General features: G+C 71.4%; 28 protein-coding genes. 8 read left to right on the top strand and 20 right to left on the bottom strand.

Features of this window, described 5'->3' with window-relative positions:
• Positions 1-61 precede the first annotated feature (61 nt).
• Together Q0863_RS11605 and Q0863_RS11600 are read left to right on the top strand one after the other, a co-directional pair.
• Complete coding sequence (locus tag Q0863_RS11605; protein WP_298578041.1) at positions 62-1,963, top strand: DEAD/DEAH box helicase; 1,902 nt, start codon at positions 62-64, stop codon at positions 1,961-1,963.
• A gap of 206 nt (positions 1,964-2,169) precedes the next feature.
• Positions 2,170-2,925, top strand: a complete 756-nt coding sequence (locus Q0863_RS11600; RefSeq protein ID WP_298578040.1) for a gamma-glutamyl-gamma-aminobutyrate hydrolase family protein — start codon at positions 2,170-2,172, stop codon at positions 2,923-2,925.
• A gap of 44 nt (positions 2,926-2,969) precedes the next feature.
• On the opposite strand, the gene Q0863_RS11595 is transcribed toward Q0863_RS11600, so the two are convergent.
• Positions 2,970-3,377 carry a hypothetical protein gene (locus Q0863_RS11595; RefSeq protein WP_298578039.1) on the bottom strand — a complete coding sequence of 136 codons (408 nt, stop codon included), beginning with the start codon at positions 3,375-3,377 and terminating at the stop codon, positions 2,970-2,972.
• On the opposite strand from Q0863_RS11595, the gene Q0863_RS11590 reads away from it, so the two are divergent.
• On the top strand, positions 3,376-4,317 hold the full coding sequence (locus tag Q0863_RS11590; protein WP_298578038.1) for a helix-turn-helix transcriptional regulator: 942 nt from the start codon (positions 3,376-3,378) through the stop codon (positions 4,315-4,317). The two genes, Q0863_RS11595 and Q0863_RS11590, sit on opposite strands and share 2 nt — an antisense overlap.
• 7 nt (positions 4,318-4,324) lie before the next feature.
• On the opposite strand, the gene Q0863_RS11585 is transcribed toward Q0863_RS11590, so the two are convergent.
• From Q0863_RS11585 to Q0863_RS11535, 11 genes are all read right to left on the bottom strand, one after another.
• Positions 4,325-4,726, bottom strand: coding sequence for a hypothetical protein (locus Q0863_RS11585; protein WP_298578037.1), 402 nt, complete (start codon positions 4,724-4,726; stop codon positions 4,325-4,327).
• Positions 4,723-5,481 carry a sulfurtransferase gene (locus Q0863_RS11580; RefSeq protein WP_298578036.1) on the bottom strand — a complete coding sequence of 253 codons (759 nt, stop codon included), beginning with the start codon at positions 5,479-5,481 and terminating at the stop codon, positions 4,723-4,725. The genes Q0863_RS11585 and Q0863_RS11580 overlap by 4 nt, the downstream gene beginning before the upstream one ends.
• Before the next feature lie 83 nt (positions 5,482-5,564).
• A complete protein-coding gene (locus Q0863_RS11575) occupies positions 5,565-7,118 on the bottom strand; it encodes a leucyl aminopeptidase (RefSeq protein ID WP_298578035.1) in 1,554 nt (517 codons plus the stop codon).
• 97 nt (positions 7,119-7,215) lie between these two features.
• A complete protein-coding gene (locus Q0863_RS11570; protein WP_298578034.1) occupies positions 7,216-8,481 on the bottom strand; it encodes an APC family permease in 1,266 nt (421 codons plus the stop codon).
• Between the two features lie 54 nt (positions 8,482-8,535).
• Positions 8,536-8,901, bottom strand: a complete 366-nt coding sequence (locus tag Q0863_RS11565; RefSeq protein WP_298578033.1) for a DUF6164 family protein — start codon at positions 8,899-8,901, stop codon at positions 8,536-8,538.
• Positions 8,902-8,944: 43 nt separating this feature from the next.
• Positions 8,945-9,574 (bottom strand): hypothetical protein, encoded by a 630-nt coding sequence (locus tag Q0863_RS11560; protein ID WP_298578032.1) that lies wholly within the window; start codon positions 9,572-9,574, stop codon positions 8,945-8,947.
• Complete coding sequence (locus Q0863_RS11555; protein ID WP_298578031.1) at positions 9,559-10,020, bottom strand: DMT family transporter; 462 nt, start codon at positions 10,018-10,020, stop codon at positions 9,559-9,561. The genes Q0863_RS11560 and Q0863_RS11555 overlap by 16 nt, the downstream gene beginning before the upstream one ends.
• 137 nt (positions 10,021-10,157) lie before the next feature.
• Positions 10,158-11,453, bottom strand: a complete 1,296-nt coding sequence (locus Q0863_RS11550) for an MFS transporter (RefSeq protein ID WP_298578030.1) — start codon at positions 11,451-11,453, stop codon at positions 10,158-10,160.
• Positions 11,454-11,484: 31 nt separating this feature from the next.
• On the bottom strand, positions 11,485-13,530 hold the full coding sequence (locus Q0863_RS11545; RefSeq protein WP_298578029.1) for a S9 family peptidase: 2,046 nt from the start codon (positions 13,528-13,530) through the stop codon (positions 11,485-11,487).
• A 64-nt stretch (positions 13,531-13,594) separates the two neighbouring features.
• Complete coding sequence (locus Q0863_RS11540; RefSeq protein WP_298578028.1) at positions 13,595-14,395, bottom strand: transferase; 801 nt, start codon at positions 14,393-14,395, stop codon at positions 13,595-13,597.
• Between the two features lie 169 nt (positions 14,396-14,564).
• The gene (locus Q0863_RS11535; RefSeq protein ID WP_298578027.1) at positions 14,565-15,401 is read right to left on the bottom strand and encodes a hypothetical protein; all 837 of its coding nucleotides are present in this window, start codon (positions 15,399-15,401) and stop codon (positions 14,565-14,567) included.
• 12 nt (positions 15,402-15,413) lie between these two features.
• Here Q0863_RS11535 and Q0863_RS11530 point away from each other — a divergent pair, with 12 nt between their 5' ends.
• Positions 15,414-16,004: a hypothetical protein gene (locus Q0863_RS11530; RefSeq protein ID WP_298578026.1), complete on the top strand. Its 591-nt coding sequence runs from the start codon at positions 15,414-15,416 to the stop codon at positions 16,002-16,004.
• A 250-nt stretch (positions 16,005-16,254) separates the two neighbouring features.
• Positions 16,255-17,340 carry a tetratricopeptide repeat protein gene (locus Q0863_RS11525; RefSeq protein WP_298578025.1) on the top strand — a complete coding sequence of 362 codons (1,086 nt, stop codon included), beginning with the start codon at positions 16,255-16,257 and terminating at the stop codon, positions 17,338-17,340.
• A 29-nt stretch (positions 17,341-17,369) separates the two neighbouring features.
• On the opposite strand, the gene Q0863_RS11520 is transcribed toward Q0863_RS11525, so the two are convergent.
• From Q0863_RS11520 to rlmE, 4 genes are all read right to left on the bottom strand, one after another.
• Complete coding sequence (locus Q0863_RS11520; protein WP_298578024.1) at positions 17,370-17,636, bottom strand: DksA/TraR family C4-type zinc finger protein; 267 nt, start codon at positions 17,634-17,636, stop codon at positions 17,370-17,372.
• Positions 17,637-17,689: 53 nt separating this feature from the next.
• The gene (gene folP / locus Q0863_RS11515) at positions 17,690-18,589 is read right to left on the bottom strand and encodes a dihydropteroate synthase (RefSeq protein ID WP_298578022.1); all 900 of its coding nucleotides are present in this window, start codon (positions 18,587-18,589) and stop codon (positions 17,690-17,692) included.
• 168 nt (positions 18,590-18,757) lie between these two features.
• The gene (gene ftsH, locus Q0863_RS11510) at positions 18,758-20,671 is read right to left on the bottom strand and encodes an ATP-dependent zinc metalloprotease FtsH (protein ID WP_298578021.1); all 1,914 of its coding nucleotides are present in this window, start codon (positions 20,669-20,671) and stop codon (positions 18,758-18,760) included.
• A gap of 30 nt (positions 20,672-20,701) precedes the next feature.
• Entirely contained in the window at positions 20,702-21,349 is a 648-nt protein-coding gene (gene rlmE / locus Q0863_RS11505; RefSeq protein ID WP_298578020.1) for a 23S rRNA (uridine(2552)-2'-O)-methyltransferase RlmE, read from the bottom strand.
• A 139-nt stretch (positions 21,350-21,488) separates the two neighbouring features.
• Here rlmE and yhbY point away from each other — a divergent pair, with 139 nt between their 5' ends.
• Together yhbY and Q0863_RS11495 are read left to right on the top strand one after the other, a co-directional pair.
• Positions 21,489-21,794, top strand: a complete 306-nt coding sequence (yhbY, locus tag Q0863_RS11500) for a ribosome assembly RNA-binding protein YhbY (RefSeq protein WP_298578018.1) — start codon at positions 21,489-21,491, stop codon at positions 21,792-21,794.
• Positions 21,795-21,808: 14 nt separating this feature from the next.
• Entirely contained in the window at positions 21,809-22,180 is a 372-nt protein-coding gene (locus tag Q0863_RS11495) for an Mth938-like domain-containing protein (protein WP_298578016.1), read from the top strand.
• 85 nt (positions 22,181-22,265) lie between these two features.
• On the opposite strand, the gene Q0863_RS11490 is transcribed toward Q0863_RS11495, so the two are convergent.
• The 4 genes from Q0863_RS11490 to surE all read right to left on the bottom strand — a co-directional run bounded on the left by Q0863_RS11490 (position 22,266) and on the right by surE (position 25,196).
• Entirely contained in the window at positions 22,266-23,027 is a 762-nt protein-coding gene (locus Q0863_RS11490) for a peptidoglycan DD-metalloendopeptidase family protein (protein WP_298578015.1), read from the bottom strand.
• Between the two features lie 46 nt (positions 23,028-23,073).
• Positions 23,074-23,661, bottom strand: coding sequence for an exopolysaccharide biosynthesis protein (locus Q0863_RS11485; protein WP_298578239.1), 588 nt, complete (start codon positions 23,659-23,661; stop codon positions 23,074-23,076).
• A gap of 69 nt (positions 23,662-23,730) precedes the next feature.
• Positions 23,731-24,414, bottom strand: coding sequence for a protein-L-isoaspartate(D-aspartate) O-methyltransferase (locus Q0863_RS11480; protein WP_298578237.1), 684 nt, complete (start codon positions 24,412-24,414; stop codon positions 23,731-23,733).
• Positions 24,414-25,196, bottom strand: coding sequence for a 5'/3'-nucleotidase SurE (gene surE / locus Q0863_RS11475; RefSeq protein WP_298578014.1), 783 nt, complete (start codon positions 25,194-25,196; stop codon positions 24,414-24,416). The genes Q0863_RS11480 and surE overlap by 1 nt, the downstream gene beginning before the upstream one ends.
• A gap of 103 nt (positions 25,197-25,299) precedes the next feature.
• On the opposite strand from surE, the gene Q0863_RS11470 reads away from it, so the two are divergent.
• Positions 25,300-25,839: a Smr/MutS family protein gene (locus Q0863_RS11470; protein ID WP_298578013.1), complete on the top strand. Its 540-nt coding sequence runs from the start codon at positions 25,300-25,302 to the stop codon at positions 25,837-25,839.
• Positions 25,840-25,864: the final 25 nt, after the last annotated feature.

Here is a 25,864-nt window from a genome sequence, read left to right as displayed (position 1 = left end):
GATGCGCGCCGGGGAGTAGAATGTGCGCCCCCAAGTTGGCGCCATCGGCGCGATCCTGCCCATGAGCGCTCCTACGCCCCCCGTCTCCTTTTCCGACTTCCGCCTGCCCGAGCCGCTGCTCCGGGCCCTGTCCGACGTCGGCTATGAATCGCCCTCGCCGATCCAGGCAGCGACCATCCCGCCGCTGCTGGAAGGCCGCGACATGCTGGGCCAGGCCCAGACCGGCACCGGCAAGACCGCCGCGTTCGCCGTGCCCGCGCTGGCACGCCTGGATCCGGCCGCCCGCAAGCCGCAGGTGCTGGTGCTGGCGCCCACGCGCGAGCTCGCCATCCAGGTCGCCGAGGCGTTCCAGAAGTACGCCGCCCATCTGCCCGGCTTCCAGGTGCTGCCGATCTACGGCGGCCAGGGCTACGGCCCGCAGCTGGCGGCGCTCAAGCGCGGCGTGCAGGTGATCGTCGGCACTCCGGGCCGCGTGATCGACCATCTCGACCGCGGCACGCTGGACCTGTCCGAACTGCGCACCCTGGTGCTCGACGAAGCCGACGAGATGCTGCGCATGGGCTTCATCGACGACGTCGAGGCGGTGCTGAAGAAGACCCCGGCCACGCGCCAGGTCGCGCTGTTCTCGGCCACCATGCCGAGCCAGATCAAGCGCATCGCGCAGACCTACCTCAAGGATCCGGTCGAGATCGCGATCAAGTCGCAGACCACGACCGCGGCCAACATCCGCCAGCGGGTCTGGATGGTCAGCGGCACCAACAAGCTCGACGCGCTCACCCGCATCCTCGAGGCCGAGCCGTTCGACGCGATGATCATCTTCGCGCGCACCAAGCTCGGCACCCAGGAACTGGCCGACCGGCTGTCCGCGCGCGGTTTCGCCGCAGCCGCGATCAACGGCGACCTCGACCAGAAGCAGCGCGAGAAGACCATCCAGTCGCTCAAGGACGGCCGCATCGACATCCTCGTGGCTACCGACGTGGCCGCGCGCGGGCTGGACGTGGAACGCATCAGCCACGTGCTGAACTACGACATCCCCTACGACACCGAGAGCTACGTGCACCGGATCGGCCGCACCGGCCGCGCGGGGCGCAGCGGCGAGGCGATCCTGTTCGCGGCGCCGCGCGAGCGCGGCATGCTGGGGGCGATCGAACGCGCCACGCGGCAGAAGATCGAGCCGATGCAGCTGCCGAGCGTGGAGACGGTGAACGAGCGCCGCGTCGACAAGTTCATGGACCGCATCACCAGTGCGCTGGAGAGCCCCGACCTGGCGCTGTACCGCGACCTGGTCGAGCGCTACGAGCGCGACCACAACGTGCCGGCCGCCGAGATCGCCGCCGCGCTGGCGCGCACGGTGCAGGGCAACACGCCGCTGTTGATCGCCGCCCCGTCGCCGCGCAAGGACCGCGACGAAGGCCGCGGCCCGCGCGAGCGGATGGAGCGGCGCGAGGCCTATCCCGCGGTCGAGCCGAGGCCGGCCCCGGCCGCCCGACCCCGGCCCGAACGCGCGGCGCCGAACGCCGGCGAAGCCCTGGTCGAGGACGAGGCCCGTCCGGCGGCCCCGCCGCGCCGCGAACGTCCGGAACGGGCCGAGCGCCGCGCCGGCGACCCGGCCTTCCCGATGGAGACCTTCCGCATCGACGTGGGCCATGTGCACGGCGTGCAGCCTGGCAACATCGTCGGCGCCATTGCCAACGAGGCCGACCTGGAAAGCCGCTTCATCGGCCGCATCGACATCCGCGACGACTACAGCCTGGTCGACCTGCCCCAGGGCATGCCGCGCGAGGTGCTCGAGCACCTGAAGAAGGTGTGGGTGTCCGGACAGCAGTTGCGCATGCGTCGCGCCGACGAGGACGCGCGCGCCGCGCCGCGCGGCAAGTCCGGCCCCAGGCCCGCACCCGGCAAGCCACGCGGCAAGGCGCCGCCGCGAGGCGCGAAGCCGGGCCCGCGCGGGCGCCGGGACTGACCCTGGGCGGGCGCCTCGCGGCAGCACCGTCGGCAAGGGTGGGGTCGAGAGCGTCCGGAAGGTCCGTTCGCGGCTGAGTCCGCTCCCGCGGCACCAGCGCCAGGCCCGGAGCCGGGACCCCTAGGTTCGGCCACCGCGCACCTGGCCAAGCGTCACAGCCGCAACCATCGCGCGCAAGCCGCCCGATCCTTTCTAGAATCGGCGGCATGTCCCGCCTTCTCGTCTTCCAGCACGTCGCGGCCGAGCCGCTGGGCACGCTCGATCCGCTGATCCGTCGTCGCGGCCACCGGGTCCGCTTCGTCAACTTCGAGCGCGAACCGGATGCGCAGCCCGACATCGACCGCTACCGCGGGCTGGTCGTGCTGGGCGGGCCGATGAACGTCGAGGAGCAGCAATCGCGGCCGCACCTGCGCACCGAACTGCGCGCGATCGAGCGGATGCTGGGCCAGGGCAAGCCGGTGCTGGGCATCTGCCTGGGCGCGCAGTTGCTGGCGCACGCGCTGGGCGCTCCGGTCAAGCGCCACCACGTACCCGAGATCGGCTGGTACCGGCTGCGCCCGACCGAGGCCGGGCGCCGCGATCCGGTGCTGGCGCCGCTGGGCGAGGAGGCACCGGTCTTCCAGTGGCACGGCCAGCATTTCGAGATCCCGCGCAGCGCCGTCCACCTCGCCCGCAGCGAGACCTGCGAACAGCAGGCCTTCCGCTGGGGCGACAAGGCCTACGGATTCCAGTTCCACCTGGAGATGGACGAGCCGCTGATCGAACGCTGGCTGGCCACGCCCGGCTATCGGGCCGAACTCGAGCGCCGCGAGGGGCTGCACGACGAGGCGGCGATCCGCGCCCATACCCGCGAACACATCGCCGCGATGCAGGCCGGCGCCGATGCGGTGTTCAACAACTTCCTCGACCTGGTCGGCCGTCCGCAGCGGCGCATCGCCCTGCCCTCGCGCGAATTCGGCTGAGGCGCGCGGGGCCGGGCGCGCAGGCGATCCCGGAGCGCGTCCGCTCAGGCCGCCGCGGGTCGCGCCCGCAACCCGATCCAGCCCAGGTCGGCGAACGCCAGCACCGCGAGCGCCTGCGCCAGCACGAAGGCGATGCCGGCCACGCTCGGCTGCCAGCTGCCGCCGAATGCGACCCAGACGCTGGCCGCGACCCAGGCGAAGTTGACTGCGACCACGGCCGCCACCGCCCTGCGCACCGGCGCCGCCTGGCGCGACAGCCCGTAGACCAGGGCGACGAACGGCAGCAGCGCCGCACCGGCACCGCGCAGCAGGCCTGCGGGCAGCTGCAGCAGCGGCGCCAGCGTGTCGGCAGCCGCGACCAGCAAGACCGCGGTCGATGCCGTCGCGGCAGCGTCGACCAGCAGCAGGCGCGGCAGGAAACGGGGATGGGCGGCGATCTGGCGCAGGTTCATGGCAATGCTCCTGGTGGAAGGGTCGACGCCATGCTGGGCGCGCCGCGTCGTCGGCGCGATGACCTGCCAGGTAAAGCCGCCCGGCTTCTGGACCGGCTATCGTGCCCCCATGCAGACCCACCAGGCCCACATGCGCAACGTCGGCGAGCAGCTGCGCGGCTGGCGCCAGCGGCGTCGCCTCTCGCAGCTCGACCTCGCCGGCCTGGCCGGCATCTCCCCGCGCCACCTGAGCTTCGTCGAGACCGGCCGCTCGCTGCCCAGCCGCGCCATGCTGCTGCGGCTGTCGGACCGGCTGGAGGTGCCGCTGCGCGAGCGCAACACGCTGTTCATCGCCGCTGGCTACGCGCCGGTGTACAGCGAACGGCGCATCGACGATCCCACGCTTGAGCAGGCACGCCGGGCGGTTGAGCTGGTCCTGCGCGGCCACGAACCCTACCCCGCGCTGGCGGTGGACCGGCACTGGCAGCTGCAGGCGGCCAATCGCGCGCTCGCGCCCCTGCTGGAGGGCGTGTCGCCGGCGCTGCTCGAGGCGCCGGTCAACGTGCTGCGCCTGAGCCTGCATCCCGACGGCGTCGCGCCGCGCATCGCCAACCTGGGCCAGTGGCGCGCGCACCTGCTGCACCGGCTGCGCCAGCAGATCGAGGCCACGGGCGATTCCACGCTGCAGGCGCTGCTGGACGAACTGGCCGCCTATCCGGCGCCCGCGTGCGACCAGGCGCATGAGCCGCAGGAGCCGAACGCGGTGATCGTGCCGCTGCGCATCCGCACGGCGCTGGGCGAACTGTCGTTCCTGAGCACCACCACGGTCTTCGGCACACCGGTGGAAGTGACGCTGTCGGAACTCGCGATCGAATCGTTCTTCCCGGCCGATGCCAGGACCGGCGAGCTCCTCCGCACGGCCGCCGCCGCGATGCCGGCCGGTCCCGGCCCTGCGGACTGAGGTCCAGCTAGCGGAGCGGCTGGGCCGGCGCCGCGGGCGCGTCGCCAACCGCTGGCGCGGCCGCTGGAGCAGGTTCGGGCAAGGGGTCCACCCCGGGCAGGGGAACGGATTCGGGCGCCGGCGGCGCCGATGCCGGCAGGATGCGGTCGATGACGCCATCCACGACGCGGTCGCCGACCTCGCCGGCGATATGCGCCGGCTGCAGCACCTCCTCGATGCGGCGGCCGCCGAAGTCGGGGCCCAGCACGTAGAACAGCTCGGACACGGACGGCCAGCCCAGGTATGGCGCGAGGAACCAGTACGCGCCCACCAGCGCCAGCGCGAACATCAGCAGCTTCAGCAGCGCGCCGACCAGTTTGTACGCCAGCCAGGCGCAGAGCAGCAGCAGGACCAGGCCCAGCCAGCTCATGCGGCGCGCGCCTGCGCGGCATCGCCGTCGACCAGCGGACGCAGGGCGGCGTCCAGCGCCACGCGCCCGTCGAACACGAAGCAGCGGCCGTCGTAGCCGTCGCCGCCAACCGCCTCGAAGTAACCGAGGATGCCGCCGTCGAGCTGCAGCACGTTGTCCATGCCGCTGGCGCGCATCCACAGCGCGGCCTTCTCGCAGCGGATGCCGCCGGTGCAGTAGCTGACCACGGTGGCGTCGGCCAGCGCGTCGCGATGCGGCTCCAGCGCCGCCGGCAGCTCGGTGAAGTTGTCGATCGGCAGGACCACCGCGCCGGCGAAGGCGCCGTGCGCGGTCTCCTCGCGGTTGCGCGTGTCGAGCATCACCACGCGCCGGCCGCCATCGTCGTGGCCACGGGCGAGCCAGCGCGCGAGATCGGCCGGGGCAACGGCGGGCGCGCGTTCGCGCAGCGGCGACGCGTCCTCGCGGCGGAAGCTGATGATCTCGCGCTTGAGCTTGACCTTGAGCCGGGCGAACGGGGCGGACCGGCTCCAGCTGTCCTTGACGAGGATCGCGGCCAGGCGCGGATCCCCGCGCAGCTGGCCGAGGAAGCCATCGATCCTGGCGTCGGTCCCGGCCAGGAACAGGTTGATGCCCTCGGGTGCCACCAGCACCGTGCCGAGCAGGCCGGCGGCTCCGGCCCAGTCGCGCACGCGCGCGGCCAGCATCGGCGGGTCGTCGATGCCGGCGAAGTGATAGGCGGCGATATTGCGGATCATGGCGCCATTGTAAGCGCGGTCCGGCGACGGACCCGCCGCGCAGACGGCGCGCGGGCCGATCGTCGCGACGGGAGGACCGCGCCCTACTCGCGGCCTTCGTGGTGGTCGCGCACGAAGCGGTCGAGCAGGCGCACGCCGTAGCCGGTGGCGCCTTCGGGCACGGTCGGCGCGTCGCTCGAGGTCCAGTCGGAGCCGGCGATGTCCAGATGCGCCCAGGGCAGCGCGCGGTCCACCCATTCGCCGATGAAGTACGCGCCGGCACCGGCACCGGGCGAACCGCCACCGTTGCGAAGGTCGGCGATCGGCGACTTCAGCCGCTTGCCGTATTCCTCGCGCAGCGGCATCCGCCACAGTTCCTCGCCGCTGGCCTCGCCCGCCGCGAGCAGCTGTGCGGCCAGCGCGTCGTCGCGCGAGAACAGGCCGGCGTAGTCGCCGCCCAGCGCGGCCACGATCGAACCGGTGAGCGTGGCCACGTCGATGACCAGCTTCGGCCGGTCCTGGCGCTGCACGTACCAGAGCGCATCGGTCAGCACCATGCGGCCTTCGGCGTCGGTGCTCATGATCTCGAAGGTCTTGCCCGACGCGGTGCGGATCACGTCGCCCGGACGCGCCGCACTGCCCGAGGGCATGTTCTCGGCCAGCGCCGCGACCGCCACCGCGTTCACCGCCGCCTTGCGCCCGGCCAGCGCGATCACGGTGGACACCACGCTCGCCGCGCCACTCATGTCGCCCTTCATCTGCCACATGTTGGCGTTGGGCTTGATCGAGATGCCGCCGCTGTCGAAGGTGATGCCCTTACCCACGAACGCGAGCGGCGCATCGCCGGCGGTGCCGCCGCTGTAGCGCACCACCAGCAGCCGCGGCGGGCGCACGCTGCCCTGCCCGACGGCGAGGATGCCGCCCATGCCGAGCTTCTGCATCGCCGGCACGTCGAGCACTTCGATGCGCAGCGGCAGGCCGGACGCGGCGGCGCGCACGCGTGCCACGAATTCCTCCGGCCACAGCGCATTGGCCGGTTCGGTCGACAGGTCGCGCGCGAACGCGACCGCGTCGGCCACCGGCTTCCACTGTGCGTTCCAGTCGGCAGCGGCCTCCGCGCCGGCCGCGGTGCGGATCACCAGCTCGCCGGTGCCGGCCTGCGCGTCGTCCTCGTCATCCTGGCGCGAGCGGTACTTGTCGAACCGGTACTGGCCGAGCGAGGCGCCGAACGCCAGGTGCGAGGCGGCCCCGGCTTCGCTGCCGTCCCAGACCAGGTCCACGCGCGGCGTGGTCGCGCGCGCCACGGCGCGGGCCACCCGTCCGCCCGCGTCCTGCAGCGCCTCCACCGATAGCGCGTCCTTGCCGAGGCCCAGCACCAGCAGCCGCTCGTAGCCGGCGAAACCGCGCAGGTCGAGCAGGCTGTCGGCCTTGCCCTTGAAGCCGTCGGCCTGCGCCGCGCGTCGCAGCGCGCCACCGCTGCGCGCGTCGATGGCCTCGAAGCTGCCGTCCGCGGGCAGGCCCTCGGCCACGGCGATCGCGACCGTGCCCTCCACGGGCAACGCGTGCGCATCGAAGGACAGGCTGCGCTGGGCCTGCGCAGCGGCCGGCCAGGCCGCGGCCAGGAACAGGGAAATCAGGAGCGCGGAACATCTGGACATCGAGTGCCCCGGGGCAAGGTCGGCAGGGAGCCGCGGCGTCGCGCCGCGGAAGCCGCGACCTTACCCCGCGGCCGAGGTCACGGGGTCATGCCGAAAGTCATGCGCGGCGCTGCGCGCGCCGGGTGAGCACGCCGGCCGCGGCCATCAGGACGGCGCCCGCCAGCATCGCCAGCGCGACGTTGCGCAGCTCCAGCGCACTGGCGTGCAGCACCAGCCAGCCGATGACCAGCAGCGCGCTGCCCACCACCCAGGGCGCGGCCGGCACGTGGAACGCCGCGGGTCCGACACCGTCGACGCCGCCCTCGCGACGCCGGAGCACCGGCACCGCGATGCAGGTCGCCGCATAGGCCAGCAGCCGCGTGATCGTGCTCAGCGCGACCGCGGTCAGGAACGAGCCCGACAGGGTGAGCGCGAGCATGCACGCCGCGGTCAGTCCGATCGCCCAGTGCGGGGTGTGGAAGCGCGCGTGCGTGCGCGCCAGCAGGGCCGGCATCTGGCCACGCTCGGCCATCGCGTACAGCAGGCGCGGCGCCGACAGGACCAGGCCGTTGAGCGTCCCGGAGATCGAGATCAGCGCGCCGACCACGATCACGCCCGCGCCCAGGCTGCCCGCGAAGCGCCCGGCGGCGTCGGCCAGCGGCGTGGTCGACGCCGCCAGTCCGGGCAGCGTGCCGATCGCCACGGCCTGGATCAGCAGGTACAGCGGCACGATCACCGCCATCGAGGCCAGGATCGCGAACGGCAGCGTGCGCCGCGGATCGCGCACCTCGCCGGCCGGCACGGTCGCGGTCTCGAAACCGGTGAAGGCGAACACCAGCAGCAGCACCGCGGTGGAGAAGTCGACCGACGTCGGCACGTGCTGCGGCACGTAGCGCGCGGGTTCGATGAAGAACAGGCCCACCGCCACGAACAGCAGCAGCGGCACCAGCTTGGCGACGGTGAACACGTTGGCCACGATGGCGGCGGTGCGCACGCCGCGCAGGTTGACCGCGGCGATGGCCAGGGTGGCGACGGTCGCCACCGCGACGCGCCCGGCGCCGGTCGCGAACGCCGGCGACAGGTGGGCGAGATAGTCGATCAGCAGGTTGCACAGCGCCGCGAACGCGGTCACGCGGGTAAGCCACACCAGCCAGCCGACCTGGAATCCGACGACCGGCCCGAACGCGACGCGCGCATACAGGTAGGGGCCGCCGGTCTGCTCGAAGCGGCTGCCCGCTTCGGCGAAGCACAGCACCACCAGCAGCACCAGCAGGGCGCAGGCGAGGTATGCCACCAGCGCCCAGGGCCCGAGCAGTTCGTGCACGCGCGCGGGCAGGCCGAAGATCCCGGCACCGACCACCGAGTTGATGAACAGCGCGACCATGCTGCCGCGCCCGATCCCCCGCACCAGCTGGCCAGGCGCGCCTGACGCCACCCGTCAGCGCCCGATCAGGATCGCGGGCAGGGCCATCAGCCCGACCAGCAGCAGTATCGCCAGGATGCTCAGCACCACGCGCAGCGGCTGCGCGCGGGCGACATCGGCGAAGGTCTCGGCGGTGCCGTCGCGCCGCGCCTGCTCGCGTTCGGCGCGGATGCGGATCGCGCGCTCGTGCTGGTACTCGGCCATCAGGCGCTTGGCCCGGGGCACGTCCTCGTCTTCGCGCACCCAGATGCCGCCGGCCGAGATGCCGAACGGCCCGGGCCGCGTCTCGTAGTGTTCGATGCGGGCGGCGTCGAGGAAGGCGCGCACGTCGTCGGCTTCGTCGTCCGGGACGTTGCGCAGGTTGAGCAGCAGTTTCGCCATCGGCCGATCATAGCCGCTCCGGCCCGGCCCGGGCCGCCGCCGCTCAGCGCTTGCTGGTCACGGCCCGGCGCAGGTTGCTGCGCGCCTGCGCGTCGAAGCGGTCATGGAAGAATTCGCTGAGGTAGATCCGCGGGCGCGCCAGCAGCGACTTGAGGAAACGGCGGCGGTTGATGCGGAACAGCCAGCCCGGCACGTGGCCGCGGTACTCGGCGGCGATCGCGCGGTCGTAGGCGTCGAACATCGGCGGCTCCGCGCCGAGGATGGCCATGTCGCAGTCGAGGAAGTGGCGGGTGTCGTCGGCCACCGCGGTCTTGCCGAAATCGCCCGGACGGAACTGGCCATGCCGCGCGGTGAGCTCGATCAGCTCGGCCACCCGCGCCCGATCCACGCCCGCGTCCGGCAGCCAGCGCCCGATCTCCTCCACCGCGAACGCCGCCGAACGCGTCTCGTTGTCCTTGCGCCCAGGTTCGTACACCGCATCGTGGTAGAGCACGGCCAGTCGCACTTCCAGCGGCTGCACCCAGCCCGGCCCCGATGCGACCGCGTCGTAATGCCGCAGCACCTCCGCGACGTGGCTGAAATCGTGGTAGGCGCGCGGCGGGGTGGCGTAAGCCGACTCCAGCGCGTGCATCTGGCCGGCCGGCAATTCCATCGGGTTCATGCTTCCTGCCATGGCCGCATCACCAGGATCGCGCCGGCCAGGACCAGCAGGGCGCCGCCGATCCGCAGCGGATCGGCCGGACGCTGCGCACCGAGCACGCCGAAATGGTCGAGCGCCAGCGCGCCCAGCACCTGTCCCAGCACCACCAGGCAGACCAGCGCGCCGGCACCGATCTTCGGCACCAGCAGGGTCGACACCAGCACCAGCGCGGCACCGATCGTCCCACCCAGCCAGATCCACGGCGGCAGCGCGGACAGCGGCTGCGCCGGCAGCAGCGGCGTGCGCGCGGCCGTCAGCAACAGTCCCAGCACGCCGGTGCCGACCAGGAACGAGACGAACGACGCGTAGACCGCGCCCTGCGTCAGCGCGCCCAGGCGGGCATTGATCAGCGCCTGCAGCGGCAGCAGCGCCCCGGCGCCGACCGCGACGACGATGCCCAGCGTGACCCAAGCCTTCATGCGATGTCCCCGTGCGGCAGCCGCGCCAGTCTAGTGCCGGCGGCCGCGGTCGCGCCGTGAACGGCGTGCTCATGGCCGCGGGCCGGACGGTTCCATCCTTGTCCACGCGCCGCTGCGCGCCCGCTTCCACGGCCGTCCTACCCGGTCCGCGGCTCCCGGCGGACCATCAGCAATGCGAGCAGCGTCAGCACCGCCATCGCCGCCAGGTACCAGCCCACCGAGGCCAGGCCGAAGCGCTCGCCCAGTCGCGTGGCGATGTACGGCGCCGGCGAGGCGCCGAGGATGCCGGCCAGGTTGAACGCCAGCGAGGCGCCGGTGTAGCGCACCGCGGTGGGAAACATCTCCGCCAGGATGGTGCCGCAAGGCCCGTAGGTCAGTCCCATCGCGCCCAGCCCCAGCGCCAGGAAGGCCAGCACGCCCCAGTCGCTGCCCGACTCCAGCAGCGGAGCGAACAGGAAGCCGAAGGCAATGATCAGCACGGTGGCGGCGATCATCGCGTTGCGGCGCCCGAAGCGGTCGGCGTACAGCGCCGACAGCGGGATGGTCAGCGCGAAGAACAGCACGCCCAGCATCTGCAGCAGCAGGAAGTGTTCGCGCGAATAGCCAAGCTTCGACGTTCCCCAGCTCAGCGCGAACACCGTCATCAGGTAGAACAGCACGAACGTCGCCACCAGCGCCAGGGTGCCGCTGAGCAGCGCGAAGGGATGTTCGCGCACCACCGCCACCATCGGCAGCCGCACCCGCTCGTCGCGCTCGATCGCGCGCTGGAAATCCGGCGTCTCGGTGATGCTCAGCCGCACCCACAGCCCGACCATCACCAGCACCGCGCTGGCCAGGAACGGGATGCGCCAGCCCCAGGCCAGGAAGGCGGCATCGCCCATCCAGTGGGTCAGCGCCAGGAACACGCCGGTCGAGAGCAGGAAGCCGATCGGCGCCCCCAGCTGCGGGAACATGCCGTACCAGGCGCGCTTGCCGGGAGGCGCGTTCTCCGTGGCCAGCAGCACCGCGCCGCCCCACTCGCCGCCCAGCCCCACGCCCTGCCCCAGCCGGCACAGCGCCAGCAGCACCGGCGCCGCGAGGCCGACCTGCGCATAGGTGGGCAGCAGGCCGATCACCACGGTCGAGATGCCCATCGTCAGCAGCGCCGCCACGAGCGTCGCCTTGCGTCCGACCCGGTCGCCGAAATGGCCGAACAGCGCCGAACCGAACGGCCGCGCGATGAAGGCCAGGGCGAACGTGGCGAAGGACTGCAGGGTGGCGGTGGCCGGATCGCCCGGCGGAAAGAACAGGTGCGGGAACACCAGCACCGCCGCTGTGGCGTAGATGTAGAAGTCGAAGAACTCGATCGTGGTTCCGACCAGGCTGGCCAGCAGCACGCGACGCTTGGCGGCGCCGTCCGCGAGGCTGCCGCCGGCCTGCGCCGCGGCACTCATGCGGCGACGCGCCCCGCCTTGACCGGCAAGATCACTTCTTCGCCTCCGGTGCCGGCAGCGCGTAGTCGAGCGCATGGGCCGGCGGCTCGCCGCCCGGGCCCTTGAGGTAGTGGTCCATCCATTGCATCAGCCGCAGCGAATAGTCGTAGCGCGAGGCCGCGCGCGAATTGCCGTGGCCCTCGCCCGGATACAGCACCAGCCGCACCGGCGCCTGGCCGGCCAGCTTGAGGTAGCGGTAGAGCATGTACGACTGCATCACCGGCACGCGCGGATCGGCCTCGCCGTGCAGGATCAGGGTCGGCGTCTTCGATTGCTGCGCATAGGTGACCGGGCTGGTCTTGCGGAACAGCTCCGGATCTTCCCAAGGCCAGGTGCCCATGTGCACCAGGTTCTGCTCCCACGGGATGTCGCCGGTGGTGACCAGGCTGGCCTGGTCGGAAATGCCCACGAACATCACCGAGGCGGCGAAGCGCTCGCTGTAGTAGGTGGCGCCCCAGGCGCTGGCGTAGCCGCCGTAGGAGCCGCCGGTGATGCCGACCCTGTCCCGGTCCACCAGGCCGCTCGCGACCAGGTGGTCGACGCCGTCCACCACGTCGTCGAACTCTTCCATGCCCGGCCGGCCAAAGCCCTTCTTGGAGAATTCCACGCCGCGCCCGGTGCTGCTGCGGTAGTTGGGCAGGAACACGGCATAGCCCTGCGCGGCAGCGTGGTGCAGCGGCTGCGAGTACGCGGTCAGCCAGCCGTTGTTGTAATGCGACTCCGGCCCACCGTGCACGACCACGATCAGCGGCACGCGCGCGTTGCCGCGGCGCTGCAGCGGATGCACCAGCAGGCCTTCGATCTCCAGCCCGTCGCGCGCCGGGTAGCGGATCACTTCCTGGCGCGCCAGGCGCACGTCCCCGAGCCAGGGATTGCTGTCGGTGAGCTTGCGCGGCGCAGCGCTGCCCGCCGGCAACAGGAAGACTTCCGAGGGATGCTGCGGCGTGCTGCCGACCAGGGCGATGTCGCCGGTGGTGGAGCGACTGAAGCCGGACCACACCGGACCTTCCGCCGCCAGCACGGTGCGCTGCGCGCCGCCCGCGACGCCGACTTCGCCCAGCCGCGCCTGCACGCCTTCCCAGCTGATGAACTGCACGGTCGCCGCGTCGCGCCACTCCACGTCCACCACGTGCCCAGGCAGATCCGGCAGCAGATCGCGCCAGGCGCCGCCGTCGCGTCCGACCACGAACAGCCGGCCCTGTTGCGCGTCGTGCCTGTCCTGGGCCGAGATGAAGGCCAGGTGCGATCCATCCGGGCTCCACGACAGGCCGCCGACCTTGCCGGGATTGTCGACCGCGCCCAGTACCCGCCCCTCGGGCGAGACGATGCGCACGCGGGTGAACACCAGGGTGTCGTCGGTCAGCTGGCGCGGTGCGACGGTCAGGCCAAGGCGATCGCCGGCCGGACTCCACTCCACCGACTGCACGCTGCCCTCTACCTCGACCAGTTTCGGCTCCGCCCCGTCGTCGCCGAGTTCGGCGATCCACAGCTGCACCGGCCGCCAGTCCTCCTCGTACACCTTCTGGGTGAAGCCTTTCTTCCTGAGCGCCTTGAGCGCGTCGCTCTCCGGCGCAGTGGCAAGCAGGGCCACCCGGCGCCCGTCCGGCGACAGGCTGAAGGCGCTGATGTCGGACTTGAGCGTGGCGATCGCCACCGACTCGCCGCCGTCCACCGGGATGCGATAGAGCGTGCGCGTCTCGTCGCCCTCGCGCTTGGCGAGGTAGGCCAGCGAACGGCTGTCGGGCAGCCAGGCATGCGCGCCCACGTTGACCTTGCCGGTCACGAAGCCGCGGCTGCCGCCGTCGCGCGAACCCAGGTGCAGTTCGCTCCAGGCGGGGCCATCGTCGTCCACCCCGGGCGACCGCGGCACCGACAGCAGGTAGGCCACGTGCCGGCCGTCGGGGCTGATGCCGGCGCGGCCCACGGCGCGCACCTCGGCCACCTGCCGCAGCGTCATGCCGTCGGCGGCGGCGACTGCCGGCCCGACCAGGACGAGCAGCAGCAACAGGCCCATGGCCCGCAGGATCGGATGACGCATCGGCAAATCCCCTTGTGGCGTGAGCCGGAGACTTTCGCGCGGCGCGCGCGCGATGGCAAGGCCGTCAGCGTGCGTGCCAGGCCTGCGCGACCCGCACGAACACATCCGCAAGCTCGCGCGCGGCCGCCGGCTCCATGCGCGCGATGCGCCCCGGAAGATCAAGGCGCCCGCCAGGAAACGGATCCCCGGTCCAGGCGAAGACCACGCGGTTGCTCTGCCGTGCTTCGTCCAGCACCCAGACCCGGTCCCGGCCGAAACTGCGCTGCAGCTTGCGCACGTGGTCCTGGAAATCGGTGGCGTAGAGGTTGCCGGCAAGCACGCCGCCCGGCGCCAGCGCGGCGCGGCAGTCGTCGTAGAAGGCTTGGCCCGACAGCGCCGCGGGAATGCCCGACTCGTCGTAGCCGTCCACCAGCAGGATGTCGAAGCGTCCGCGTCGCTCGCGCACGAAGCCGGCGCCATCGGCCAGCAGCACCTGCAGCCGCGCATCGTCGCCGGGCACGCGAAAACGGCGCCGCAGCGCGAGCACGTGCGGATTGTTCTCGGCTACTTCGAGCCGCGTCCGGCGCAGATGGCTGTGGCAGAACTTCGCCTGCGAGCCACCGCCCAGACCGATCATCCCGATCGTCGCCGGACTCGGGCAGAACAGCAGGCTGGCCATCATCGTGCGGGTGTAGTCGATCAGCAGATGGCCCGGGCGGAAGGTCCGCATCCGGCTCTGCGAAACGCCACCGCTGAATTGCAGTTCGGTATAGCGCCAGCCGCGCTTGACGCGCGGCACGCGCGAACCGTCCGCCCCGGGCAGCCCGTCCGCGCCGCGCCACCGCGAACGCAGCTTCTCCCACCAGCCCTCGCGGCCTGCTGCCATGTACTGCCGTGTCCCGGACGATCCGCGCGGAAGATTAACCCACCGCGCCGGATACGCCGCACGAGGTGTACGGTTGACACGGGTCATGACGACCATAGGCCGCCGGTTCAACTGGAAACGGTTTCGCCGTCCAGCGCCTGAATCCGGCCAGGACATCCTCAGAACCGGTTCACTGCGCTGGCGTCCACACTATGCCCTGCGCCGACCGGGTGTCGGCAGGGGTCCGATGATGAAGCAACCCACCTTCCCACATGTCCTGCAGGCCATGCTCGTGCTCGGGCTGGCGCTTGCCACCGCCGTGCCCGCGCTGGCGCAGGAGCGCGAACGCGAACGGCGCGAGTACCGCACACAGCGGGACGAGGAACCGCGCCAGGCGAACAGGCCGGCCCGCCGCGAAAGCGCCGATCGGCCGCGGCCCCAATCGGCGCCCCCGCGCGAACCGGCGCGACGGGCGCAACGGGACCAGGCGCACCAGCCGCCGCGCGCGGTCGCGCAGCCACGCCCGCGCCAGTTGCAGGAGGCACCGGACAGGCCGCGCCACATGGCGACCCAGCGCCAGGCGCAACCCCGGCAGCAGCCCCGGGCCGACGACGGCCAGCGCGAACGCAGGCAGCGGCTGCAGTCTGCCCAGCGCGAGGATGCGCGCCGCCAGCAGGCCGCCCAGCGCGACGAGACGCGCCGCAGCCAGCAGGCGGCGCAGCGCGACCAGGCGCAGCGTGCGCAGGCGCAGCGCGTGCAGGCCATGCAGCGCGACCAGCAGCGCGCTCGCGAACAGGCACAACGTTCCGCCGCGCTGCGCAGCGACGGCGGCGACGCGCTCCGCCGGCAGGCACAGTTCACGGGACGGGATCGTGACCGGACGCAGCGTCCGGACCAGCGCCAGCAGCGCGAGCGCGTGCAACCCGAGCGCCGGGTGATGGCCACGCCGCAACCGCGCCGCGAGCAGCCGCGCGACCGGCGTCGTGACGACCGCAGCCGGGAGCTTGCGCAGCGCGTGGACCGGCAACGACAGGACTCCATGATCCGCGCCGAACGCGAACGGGCCGAACGCTTCCACCGCGACCGCGAACGCCAGCGGCGGGATGCGGAGCGGCGCAACGCCGAGCGCGCGCGCATGCTGCAGCAGCAGCGGCGCATGGCCCAGTACCGATACCAGCGCGACTACCAGGCCCGCCTGCGCGAGCAGGAGCGCCGCTGGCGCGTCGCCTCCTACGATTACGGGCGCGATCCCTACTACTACACGCCCGCCAGCTACCGCTATACCTACGGCGGCCAGTGGTACCAGACCAACCGCTACGGCGCAGACCTGATGCGCGAAGCGGTCCGTCGCGGCTACAACGAGGGCCTGCGCGCCGGCCGCGCCGACCACGAGGATGGCTGGCGCTACGACGACCGCGGCAGCTACGGCTATACCGACGCCAGTTATGGCTACGACGGTCGCTACATCGCGCACGACCAGTACACCCACTACTTCCGCCAGGGCTTCGAGCGCGGCTACGAGGACGGCTACTACAGCCGCTACCACCACGGCCGCCGTGACGAGCGCGGCGACTACACGGTGCTGGCGGCGGTGCTGGGCGTGATTCTGGGACTCCAGCTGATCGACTGATCCGCACCCGCGGGGGCCGCGTCGGACCGTGGCGCTGCCCCCGCCTTGCCACCCCGCCGACAGCCAATGCTTGCGTGGACAGGCATCGTCCGCCACCCGTCACGGAAGCCCCGAAAACGACCCGCGTGCCGGCCGGAACAGGCGCGGCACGTCGCGCGGACAGGGTCGGCACACACCTGCCGCAGTGCAGCAACACCGCAACGATGCGAGGCGTAGACTGATTCCGTGCGCTGGACCCGGGAGGCCGGTCATGTTCGCATCCCTGCTCGGTATCGCCCTCGCCGTTGCGCCCGCGGTCGCCACGCCCCCACCACCTCCGCCGGTGGCTCCGCCGCCGGCCATCGAGGAGGTCTTCGCCATCCCGCCCGCGCTGCGCGAGGCCGTGCATGCGCAGGTGGTCGTCGCTGGCGGGCATTCGGAGCAGCAGCGCCTGACCGCCTTGGTGCGCTTCCTGTTCGACCCGGCCGGGCTGGGCATGAGCTATCAGCACGACGCCGACCATACCGTTGCCGAAGCCTACCTGACGCGCAAGGCCAACTGCCTGACCTTCACCCTGCTCACCGTCGCGCTAGCGCGCGAAGTGGGCATCGAGGCGCACGGCCAGGAAATCTCGCGGGTGCTGACCTGGTACCGCGAGGGCGATACGCTCTACTTCAGCAACCATGTGAACGCGGGCGTGCTGGCGGGCGGACACCGCTACTCGGTCGACGTCGCCAGCGACTCCATCCTGAGTGGCGACCCGCCCAAGCGGATCGACGACCGGCGCCTGCTGGCGATCTTCTACAGCAACCGCGCCGCCACCCTGCTGGCGGGCAGCCAGTTCGGCGAGGCCGGCAAGTACATGAGCGCCGCCCTGGCAGCCGACGACCGTTATCCGGCCGCCTGGAACAACGCCGGTGTGCTCGCGGTCCGCGAAGGCCGGCAGGATGATGCCGAACGCGCCTTCCTCGCGGCGCTCGAACTGGACAAGACGCACGAAGGCGCCCTGATGAACCTCGCCGCGCTGTACGCCTCCCGCGGCGAACACGGCAGGGGGCAGCAGCTGCGCAAGCGCATCGACGGAATCCAGCGCCGCAACCCCTTCCATCACTTCCTGCTGGCGAACGAATACGAGAAACAGGGCGACTACGCCAGCGCCGCCAAGCGCTACCGGCGCGCGATCGCCCTGTTCGACGGCGAACACCAGTTCCACCACGGCCTGGCCCGCGCCTACCTGCATCTGGGCGAATACCGCAAGGCCGGCGAGGCCCTGCGCCACGCGCAGGCGCTCGCCAGCCCGAACATGGCACAGCGTTACCAGGCCAAGCTGGACCTGCTGCGCCGCAAGGGGCTCTAGACCCCGGCACCCCGGATCTGGGCGGCGCCTCAGCGCAGCTGGCTGTCCTTGCTGCCGCGCCGGTTGTAGCCGCCCTGCGGCTGGTCCTCGCGTTCCTCGGCTTCCTGGCATGCAATGCACAGGCGTACACCGGGCATGGCCTTGCGTCGCGCTTCGGGAATCGGAGCGTCGCATTCTTCGCAGTGCATGCGCGCAGGTCCCTGCGGCAGCTGGCTGCGGGCGCGTTTGATCGCGTCCTTCACCGTCGCATCGATCTGGTCCTGCACCGCGCCGTCGCCTGCCCAGCCCGTGGCCATCGCGTCCTCCGTCTTTCCGTTGCTTCTCTTGGCCTGTCTACCGCAACAGGCGTTCAGACCGTGTCGGGCCAGCTGATTTCCGGCGCGGCAGCGGCCTTGCGCGGCTCGGGCAGTTCCGCCACCGCCTGCCACAGCTTCAGTGCATCGACGGTGGCCGCGACATCGTGCACGCGCACGATCCGCGCACCGCGCTGGGCCGCGATCAGGTGCGCCGCCACCGAACCGTGCACGCGCGCCTGCGGCAGCTCGCGTCCGGTCAGTTCCCCGATCGAACGCTTGCGCGACAGGCCCGCAAGCACCGGGACCCCGAGCTCGAGGAAGCGCTCGAGCCGTGCCAGCAGCTGCAGGTTGTGCTGCGTCGACTTGCCGAAGCCGAAGCCCGGGTCGACCACGATCCGCTTCTTCGCGATCCCGGCCATTTCCGCGACGAAGATGCGCTCGGCGAGGAAACGGTGCACGTCTCCGACCACGTCGTCGTAGTCCGGCGCGTCCTGCATGGAGCGCGGCTCGCCGAGCATGTGCATCAGCACCACGGGCACCCCCAGCGAGGCCGCCATGTCCAGCGCGCCCTCGCGGCGCAGCGCATGGACGTCGTTGATCATGCCGGCGCCCGCCTGCACCGCGGCCTGCATGACCTCCGGCCTGGAGGTGTCCACGCTGACCGGCAGCGCCGTCTCGCGCGCCAGCCGCTCGATGACCGGCAGCACGCGGCGCAGTTCCTCCTCGACCGGCACCTCGTCGGCCCCGGGCCGGGTCGACTGGCCGCCGATGTCGAGCAGGTCCGCGCCCTCTTCCGCCAGCCGCAGGCCGTGCGCCACCGCCGCGTCGACGTCGCGGTGCGCGCCGCCGTCGGAAAACGAGTCGGGCGTTACGTTGACGATGCCCATGACCCGGGTGCGGTCGAGGCGCAGGACGCGGCCGGCACAGTCGAACTGGGGAGCGGTGTCGAACATGGGATCAGGACTCGGGAATGAAGGGGGACCTGTGTCGGAATCCGGATGGGCGGGAAGCGCCCGGAAACGGGTCGTCGCGCTCCACACGGCATGAAGGCGCCGGGTGACCGGCGCCTTCGGGTACTCCGCATGCCGCGGCCATCCGGATCCGCGTCCGTGGGCGCGCCGTCAGGTCTGCTCGGCCGGCCCGCCGATCGGGGGCAGCGGACGCGAATCGCCGTCGCCACCCTTGCCGCCCCCCTTGCCGGACTCGATCCAGCCCATCGGCGGCGGCGGCTCGCGGCCTTCCATGATGGCATCGATCTGCGGCACGTCGATGGTCTCGTACTCCAGCAGCAGCTTCGCCATCGAGTGAAGCTTGTCGATGTTCTCGCGAAGGATCCCGGTGGTCCGGCCGTAGGCCTTGTCGAGGATGCCGCGCACCACCTCGTCGATGCGGCGCGCGGTGTCGTCGGACACGCTCTTGTGCTGGGTCACCGAACGACCCAGGAACACCTCGTCCTCGTCCTCGCTGTAGGCGATCGGTCCCATCTCGTCGGACAGGCCCCACTTGGTGACCATGTTGCGCGCCATCTTGGTCGCGCGCTCGATGTCGTTGGACGCGCCCGTGGTGACCTTGTCGGTCCCGAAGATCAGTTCCTCGGCCACGCGACCGCCATACAGCGAGCACAGCTGCGATTCGATCGCGGTGCGGTTGTACGAATACTTGTCGCCTTCGGGCAGGTACATGGTCACGCCCAGCGCGCGGCCGCGCGGAATGATCGTGACCTTGTAGACCGGGTCGTGCTCGGGCACCAGGCGGCCGACGATGGCATGGCCGGCCTCGTGGTAGGCGGTGAGCGTCTTCTCTTCCTCGCTCATCGCCATCGAGCGGCGCTCGGCGCCCATCAGGATCTTGTCGCGCGCCTTGTCGAAGTGGTCCATGCGGACGTCCTTCGCGCTCTCGCGGGCGGCGAACAGCGCCGCCTCGTTGACCAGGTTGGCCAGGTCCGCGCCGGAGAAGCCGGGCGTGCCGCGCGCGATCACCATGGGTTCGATGTTGTCGGCCAGCGGCACCTTGCGCATGTGCACGCGCAGGATCTGCTCGCGGCCCTTCACGTCGGGCAGTCCCACCACCACCTGGCGGTCGAAGCGGCCAGGCCTCAGGAGAGCGGGGTCGAGCACGTCGGGGCGGTTGGTCGCCGCCACCACGATCACGCCCTCGCCGCCCTCGAAGCCGTCCATCTCCACCAGCAGCTGGTTCAGGGTCTGCTCGCGCTCGTCGTGGCCGCCGCCCAGGCCGGCGCCGCGATGGCGGCCGACCGCGTCGATCTCGTCGATGAAAATGATGCACGGCGCGTGCTTCTTGGCCTGCTCGAACATGTCGCGCACGCGGCTGGCGCCGACACCGACGAACATCTCCACGAAGTCCGAACCGGAGATCGAGAAGAACGGCACCTTGGCCTCGCCGGCGATGGCCTTGGCCAGCAGGGTCTTGCCGGTGCCGGGCGGGCCGACCATCAGCACGCCGCGCGGGATCTTGCCGCCCAGCTTCTGGAACTTGGACGGATCGCGCAGGAACTCGACCAGCTCGGAAACTTCCTCCTTGGCCTCGTCGCAGCCCGCAACGTCGGCGAAGGTGACCTTGGTCTGGTCTTCGTTGAGCAGCTTGGCGCGCGACTTGCCGAACGACATCGCGCCCTTCCCGCCACCCTGCTGCATCTGCCGCATCATGAAGAACCAGAAGCCGATGATCAGCGCGACCGGCAGCAGGTTGATCAGGATGTAGAGGAACGAGGGACCGCTGGAGGGCGGCTCGGCCTGGATCTCGACCTTGTGGTTGATCAGGTCGTCCATCATGCCCTGGTCGCGACGCGGCGCGATCACGGTGCCGTTTTCGCCACCCTTGGTGACGAACTGCACCGTCTTCTCGTCCTCGGCGATCTTGACCGACTTGATCTGGTCGCGGCGCACCTGCTCCATGAACTGCGAGTAGCGCACTTCGGCGGTCGCGCCCGGGCCGGGATTGAAGCTGTTGAACACCAGCATCAGCACGACGGCCACCAGCGCCCACAGCAGGAGATTCTTCACCAGATCGTTCATCGGTCTTTCCGCGACTCCAATGGGGTCATGCTACTTGATTGCCGCCAGCCTGCCCTGCGCCAGCGCATAGACTTCCGGCGAACGTTTACGCGACGCGGCCGGCTTGCGGATCGCGACCTTCGCATAGCGTTTGCGAAGGTCGCGTACGAAGTCGTCGAAGCCTGCGCCCTGGAACAGCTTGATCAGGAACGTCCCGCCGGGCTTGAGGTGGCGGTCGGCGAAATCCATCGCCAGTTCGGACAGGTACATCGCACGCGGCTGGTCGACCGCGTCCACACCGCTCTTGTTGGGGGCCATGTCGGACAACACAAGGTCCACGGGCTGGCCGCCGAGTATCGTCTCAAGAGCGGATAAGACGGCATCCTCCCTGAAATCCCCATGAAGGAACTCGACCCCGGCCAGCGGCGGCATGTCCAGGATGTCGGCGGCGATCACGCGGCCCGGCCGCGCCGGGTCCAGGCGGTCGAGTTCCTGCCGGATCCACTGCGACCAGCCCCCGGGCGCCGCGCCGAGGTCGACCACCACCATGCCGGGCTTGAGCAGCCGGTCGCGCTCGACCAGCTCCTCCAGCTTGTAGGCCGCGCGCGAGCGCAGGCCCTCGGCCTGGGCCTTCTTCACGAAGGGATCGGAAAAGTGTTCCTTCAGCCAGCGCTGGCTGCTCTTGCTGCGGGTCGCCATGGCGTTCTTCTCCCTCCTCCGCCTGCGACGGGGAGGGCTGGCTGGGGCGGCGGCTGCGGTCGCCCCGCACGAAGCCCCGGAAAGGGAATGACCGGCGGCATGATACCCTGCCCTTCCTCCGTTCACCGCCCAATCCACGATGTCGATCGCCCTGACCGCCGCCCAGAACCGCTTCCTGCGCGGGGCAGCGCACGACCTCAAGGCGATGCTGCAGGTGGGCGGCAAGGGCGTGACCGACGCCCTGTTGGCCGAGATCGAAGGCGCCCTGGAGCACCACGAACTCATCAAGATCAAGGTCGCCGCTGCCGACCGCGACGCGCGCGACCAGCTGATCGACGAGATCGCCCGCCGCGCCGACGCCGCCCTGGTGCAGCGGATCGGCCATGTGGCGGTGCTGTACCGCCCTTCGAAGGACAAGCGACAGATCGTCCTGCCCCGCGCCTAGCCGCCCCTTCTGTCATGCAGCTGGTCCACGAACAGCCCGATTTCGAGTTTTTCCTGCGCGGCGCCGATGGCCGCTCGGCGCTGGTCAACGATCGCCGGCTGGAGGCCAGCTTCATAGTCGCCCCCGACCGGCTGCTCGAAGCCTGGCCGGTGACCGACGTGCTGGCCATGCAGGTGGCCGACCTCGACCCGCTGCTCGCGCTGGAGCCGGAGCTGGTGGTCCTGGGCTGCGGCGGCCGCCAGGCGTTCCCGCCGCAGGCCGTGCTGGGCGCCTGCCTGTCGCGCGGCATCGGCCTGGAGGCCATGACCAATGCCGCCGCCGCCCGCACCTACAACGTGCTGGCCGGCGAAGGCCGACGCGTGGTCGCGGGGTTCATCCTGGGCTAGCCCGCCAGCTGCCGTCGCCGTCGCCGGCAATCGATGGGCGCAAGGCACGATGCGCCGTCGTCTCCACAACCCACATGGGACCGCCTCAGCGGCGCGGCAGGTACTGCAGCGGGTCCACCGGCTTGCCGTTGTAGCGGATCTCGAAATGCAGCATCTCGCGCGCGGTGCCGGTATTGCCCATCTCGGCGATCTGCTCGCCGGCCTTGACCCGGGCACCCTCGTTCACCAGCCGGGTACGGTTGTGGCCGTAGGCCGACAGCCACTGCTCGTCGTGCTTGACGATCACCAGCTCCCCGTAGCCGACCAGTCCGGAGCCCGAGTACACCACCACGCCATCGGCCGCGGCCCGCACGGGCTGGCCGCCCTTGCCGGCGATGTCGACGCCCTGCCGGGTGGGATCCCCGTTGGCGTAGCGGTTGAGGATCTGGCCATCGGTCGGCCAGCGCCAGGCGATGCTGCTGCGCACCGGGGGTGGCGCCGTCGGCTGCGGCGGAGCCTGGGTGGGGCGGACGGGCCGGCGCGGGGCGCTGCTGCCGGTGCCGGTCGCAGCGGTTCGCGAGCCCTGCGTCCCGCTGCGCGGATACAGCCGCAGGCGCTGGCCGGGATAGATCGTGTAGGGCGCGGCAATGCCGTTCCACAGCGCCAGGTCCATCGGGCTGATGCCGTTGTTCACTGCGAGGCGATACAGGTTGTCGCCGCGCTTGACCACGACGCTGGCGCCGGGCCTGGGCGTCGAGGTGTTGGGCGCGCCAGCCGTGCGCACCACCTTGCTGCTGCAGGCCGCGAGCAGGAGCAGGCCCAGCAGCGCCAGCAGGGCTGAGGCGGTCGTTCGCGATCGTGTCGTCATCTTCCCTTTGGTCCTTCGGTCCGGCGGAACGGTGGCGGCGCGGCCATCATCCCGCAAGGCGCTTGAACAGTTCCTGCGCAACCAGCCCGCCACCGCCGATCAGCACGCTGAAATAAAACACGGTGCCGATGTTGGCCAGGTGACCGAGCAGCACCGCGCCGCCATCGCGCTGGATGAAGCCGGTCGCGTACGCCAGCAGCGCCAGCGCGGGAATCGTGTTGCTGAAAGGAACGAAGCCGAACGGCGCCATCAGCAGCAGCGCAGCGGCGATGAAGGCGAGATTGTTGACGATGTCCTGCGCGCGTCCGTCGACCAGCACCGGCAGCCGGTGCGGCCGGCTCAGCCGTTCCAGCCGCGACACCCAGCGCAGTCCGCCGACCAGGCCGGGACGCAGGCGGTCCGAGGGCAGGCGACGATCGCGCACGCGCCGCGGCACCCACAGCTGGCGCCCGAGCAGGCGGCTGACGCCGACCAGCAGGATCGCCGCACCGAACACCGTGCTCACCCCGGGAATCGAGACCGGGATCAGGAACACCAGGGTCAGCAGGATCGTGAGCAGCAGCAGGCCTTCGTCGCCGAACAGGTCCAGCAGCTCGCCCAGGCTCACGTGGTCCGGCGGCATCCGCGCGATCATGCCCTCGATCTGCGCGCCGAGGCTCTCGCCATCCGCGTCGCGCACGGCCTGCGGGTCCGCCGCCACCGGTCAGCCCAGGGTGCCGGAGAGCAGCGGAACGAACACCACCGGGCCCAGGTCGCGGCGGCTCAGCGATCCGTCGGCCTGCCTGCGCAGCATCAGCAACTGCTGCGCGCTGGCCGCGCCCACCGGCGCCACCAGCACGCCGCCGGGCGCGAGCTGCGCGGTCAGCTCGTCGACCAGCGCCGCGGCGCCGGCGGTAACCAGGATGCCGTCGTAGGGGCCGTGCTCGGCCCAGCCGGCGCGACCGTCGTCATGCTTGCTGCGCACGTTCAGGCCCAGCGAGCGGAAACGCTTGCGGGCGATGCGCAGCAGGTCGCCGATGCGCTCGACGGTATGCACCTCCAGCCCCATCGCGGCAAGCACGGCGGCCTGGTAGCCCGAACCCGTGCCCACTTCCAGCACGCGGCGCGGCTCGTGGCCGTCCTCGAACAGCGCCTCGGTCATGCGCGCGACCACCCACGGCTGGGAGATGGTCTGGCCGTGGCCGATCGGCAGCGCGGTGTCCTCGTAGGCGCGCGTGGCCAGCGCCTCGTCGACGAACAGGTGGCGCGGCACCGTGCGGATCGCGTTGAGCACGCGTTCGTTGGCGATGCCGTTGCCGCGGAGGCGTTCGATCAGGCGGTCGCGCACGCGCTGCGAGGTCATGCCCACGCCCAGCGCCTCGGGCTGCAGGCGCAGCCGCGGCACCATCACGGCCGCGACTCCTTCAGCTCGGCGGCAAGGCTGCCGACCCAGCTCGCCACCTGCTCGAGCGCCTGGTAGCGGGTCAGGTCGACGTGGATCGGGGTGATCGAGATGTGCCCGTAACGCACGGCGTGGAAATCCGTGCCGGGACCGGCGTCCATCTCGGGGCCGGCGGCGCCGATCCACCACCAGGTGCGTCCGCGCGGATCTTCCTGCTTCGTGCACGGTTCGGCGCGGTGGCGGTTGCCCAGGCGCGTGACCTCGAAGCCGGCGATCTCGCTCCAGGCGCGATCGGGGACGTTGACGTTGAGGATGGTGTCGGCGGGCAGCGGGTCGGCCTTGAGCCGCTCCACGATTTCCACCGCGGCGCGCGCGGCGGTTTCGTAGTGGCGGCCATCGTGGTTGACGGTGGCCAGCGACATCGCGATCGCGGGCAGTCCGAGGAAGCGCCCTTCCATCGCCGCGGCCACGGTGCCCGAATAGATCACGTCGTCGCCGAGGTTGGCGGTGTTGTTGATGCCGGACACGACGATGTCCGGTTCCACGTCGAACATGCCGGTGATGGCCACGTGCACGCAGTCGGTCGGCGTGCCGTACACGCGCCACACGGATTTCTCGAGCTGCTGCACGCGCAGCGGCATGTCCAGCGTCAGCGAATTGCTGGCGCCGGACCGGTCGCGATCCGGCGCGACGATCAGGACCTCGTGCCCGGCGTCGCGCAGGCCCTGCGCGAGGATGCGGATGCCCGGGGCATCGACGCCGTCATCGTTGCTGACCAGTACTCGCATGAAACTCCGGATCCACCCCTGCCACGCCGTTGTCGCCCGCATGATACCGGATGCGCGTCGCACGATGACGGACGCCCAGGGCCGTGCGCGGCATACTTGGCGCATGAGCCACGACCGCAAGCCGCCCGACGAGGACGACGCTGCGCTGTTCCGCAGCGCGATCGGGCCGGTGCGCGAACTGCCGCCGGCCGACGCGCCGCCGCAGCGGCCGAAGCCGCGCCCGGGCACGCGCATGGCCGAGCTGGACGAAGCCGAGGCGAAGAGCGAATTCCAGCGCATGCTCGACTGGGACCGGATCGAGGCCGGCGACACCCTGCGCCATCGCCGCGAGGAAGTCTCCACGCGCGTGCTCAAGCGCCTCGCCCAGGGCCAGTACGCGGCGCAGGACGAACTGGACCTGCATCACGCGACCGCGGCGGGCGCCGAGGCGCTGCTGCGCGCATTCCTGCTGGATGCGCGCAACCGCGGCGCGTACTGCGTGCGCGTGATCCACGGCAAGGGCCTGGGTTCGGGCGGGGTGCCGGTGCTGAAGAACCTGGTCGACCGGCTGCTGCGCCAGCGCAGCGACGTGCTCGCGTTCCATTCCGCGCCACCCGCCCAGGGCGGCACCGGCGCGGTGCTGGTGCTGCTCAGGCCGAGGTGAGGCGGCGCAACGCCGTCTCGGCCAG

The sequence above is a fragment of the uncultured Luteimonas sp. genome, from assembly GCF_947492465.1.
Lineage (GTDB): Bacteria > Pseudomonadota > Gammaproteobacteria > Xanthomonadales > Xanthomonadaceae > Luteimonas.
The sequence above is the reverse complement of the archived record's forward strand: the minus strand, read 5'-3'. Positions and strand labels throughout refer to the sequence as shown.

What these genes read in the sequence shown, in the direction of transcription:
- Q0863_RS11605 (WP_298578041.1), top strand. Translation starts at nt 62, where the DNA reads ATGAGCGCTCCTACGCCCCCCGTCTCCTTTTCCGACTTCCGCCTGCCC.
- Q0863_RS11600 (WP_298578040.1), top strand. Translation starts at nt 2,170, where the DNA reads ATGTCCCGCCTTCTCGTCTTCCAGCACGTCGCGGCCGAGCCGCTGGGC.
- Q0863_RS11590 (WP_298578038.1), top strand. Translation starts at nt 3,376, where the DNA reads ATGGCAATGCTCCTGGTGGAAGGGTCGACGCCATGCTGGGCGCGCCGC.
- Q0863_RS11595 (WP_298578039.1), bottom strand. Translation starts at nt 3,377, where the DNA reads ATGAACCTGCGCCAGATCGCCGCCCATCCCCGTTTCCTGCCGCGCCTG.
- Q0863_RS11585 (WP_298578037.1), bottom strand. Translation starts at nt 4,726, where the DNA reads ATGAGCTGGCTGGGCCTGGTCCTGCTGCTGCTCTGCGCCTGGCTGGCG.
- Q0863_RS11580 (WP_298578036.1), bottom strand. Translation starts at nt 5,481, where the DNA reads ATGATCCGCAATATCGCCGCCTATCACTTCGCCGGCATCGACGACCCG.
- Q0863_RS11575 (WP_298578035.1), bottom strand. Translation starts at nt 7,118, where the DNA reads ATGTCCAGATGTTCCGCGCTCCTGATTTCCCTGTTCCTGGCCGCGGCC.
- Q0863_RS11570 (WP_298578034.1), bottom strand. Translation starts at nt 8,481, where the DNA reads ATGGTCGCGCTGTTCATCAACTCGGTGGTCGGTGCCGGGATCTTCGGC.
- Q0863_RS11565 (WP_298578033.1), bottom strand. Translation starts at nt 8,901, where the DNA reads ATGGCGAAACTGCTGCTCAACCTGCGCAACGTCCCGGACGACGAAGCC.
- Q0863_RS11560 (WP_298578032.1), bottom strand. Translation starts at nt 9,574, where the DNA reads ATGGCAGGAAGCATGAACCCGATGGAATTGCCGGCCGGCCAGATGCAC.
- Q0863_RS11555 (WP_298578031.1), bottom strand. Translation starts at nt 10,020, where the DNA reads ATGAAGGCTTGGGTCACGCTGGGCATCGTCGTCGCGGTCGGCGCCGGG.
- Q0863_RS11550 (WP_298578030.1), bottom strand. Translation starts at nt 11,453, where the DNA reads ATGAGTGCCGCGGCGCAGGCCGGCGGCAGCCTCGCGGACGGCGCCGCC.
- Q0863_RS11545 (WP_298578029.1), bottom strand. Translation starts at nt 13,530, where the DNA reads ATGCGTCATCCGATCCTGCGGGCCATGGGCCTGTTGCTGCTGCTCGTC.
- Q0863_RS11540 (WP_298578028.1), bottom strand. Translation starts at nt 14,395, where the DNA reads ATGGCAGCAGGCCGCGAGGGCTGGTGGGAGAAGCTGCGTTCGCGGTGG.
- Q0863_RS11530 (WP_298578026.1), top strand. Translation starts at nt 15,414, where the DNA reads ATGATCCGCGCCGAACGCGAACGGGCCGAACGCTTCCACCGCGACCGC.
- Q0863_RS11525 (WP_298578025.1), top strand. Translation starts at nt 16,255, where the DNA reads ATGTTCGCATCCCTGCTCGGTATCGCCCTCGCCGTTGCGCCCGCGGTC.
- Q0863_RS11520 (WP_298578024.1), bottom strand. Translation starts at nt 17,636, where the DNA reads ATGGCCACGGGCTGGGCAGGCGACGGCGCGGTGCAGGACCAGATCGAT.
- folP (WP_298578022.1), bottom strand. Translation starts at nt 18,589, where the DNA reads ATGTTCGACACCGCTCCCCAGTTCGACTGTGCCGGCCGCGTCCTGCGC.
- ftsH (WP_298578021.1), bottom strand. Translation starts at nt 20,671, where the DNA reads ATGAACGATCTGGTGAAGAATCTCCTGCTGTGGGCGCTGGTGGCCGTC.
- rlmE (WP_298578020.1), bottom strand. Translation starts at nt 21,349, where the DNA reads ATGGCGACCCGCAGCAAGAGCAGCCAGCGCTGGCTGAAGGAACACTTT.
- yhbY (WP_298578018.1), top strand. Translation starts at nt 21,489, where the DNA reads ATGTCGATCGCCCTGACCGCCGCCCAGAACCGCTTCCTGCGCGGGGCA.
- Q0863_RS11495 (WP_298578016.1), top strand. Translation starts at nt 21,809, where the DNA reads ATGCAGCTGGTCCACGAACAGCCCGATTTCGAGTTTTTCCTGCGCGGC.
- Q0863_RS11490 (WP_298578015.1), bottom strand. Translation starts at nt 23,027, where the DNA reads ATGACGACACGATCGCGAACGACCGCCTCAGCCCTGCTGGCGCTGCTG.
- Q0863_RS11485 (WP_298578239.1), bottom strand. Translation starts at nt 23,661, where the DNA reads ATGATCGCGCGGATGCCGCCGGACCACGTGAGCCTGGGCGAGCTGCTG.
- Q0863_RS11480 (WP_298578237.1), bottom strand. Translation starts at nt 24,414, where the DNA reads ATGGTGCCGCGGCTGCGCCTGCAGCCCGAGGCGCTGGGCGTGGGCATG.
- surE (WP_298578014.1), bottom strand. Translation starts at nt 25,196, where the DNA reads ATGCGAGTACTGGTCAGCAACGATGACGGCGTCGATGCCCCGGGCATC.
- Q0863_RS11470 (WP_298578013.1), top strand. Translation starts at nt 25,300, where the DNA reads ATGAGCCACGACCGCAAGCCGCCCGACGAGGACGACGCTGCGCTGTTC.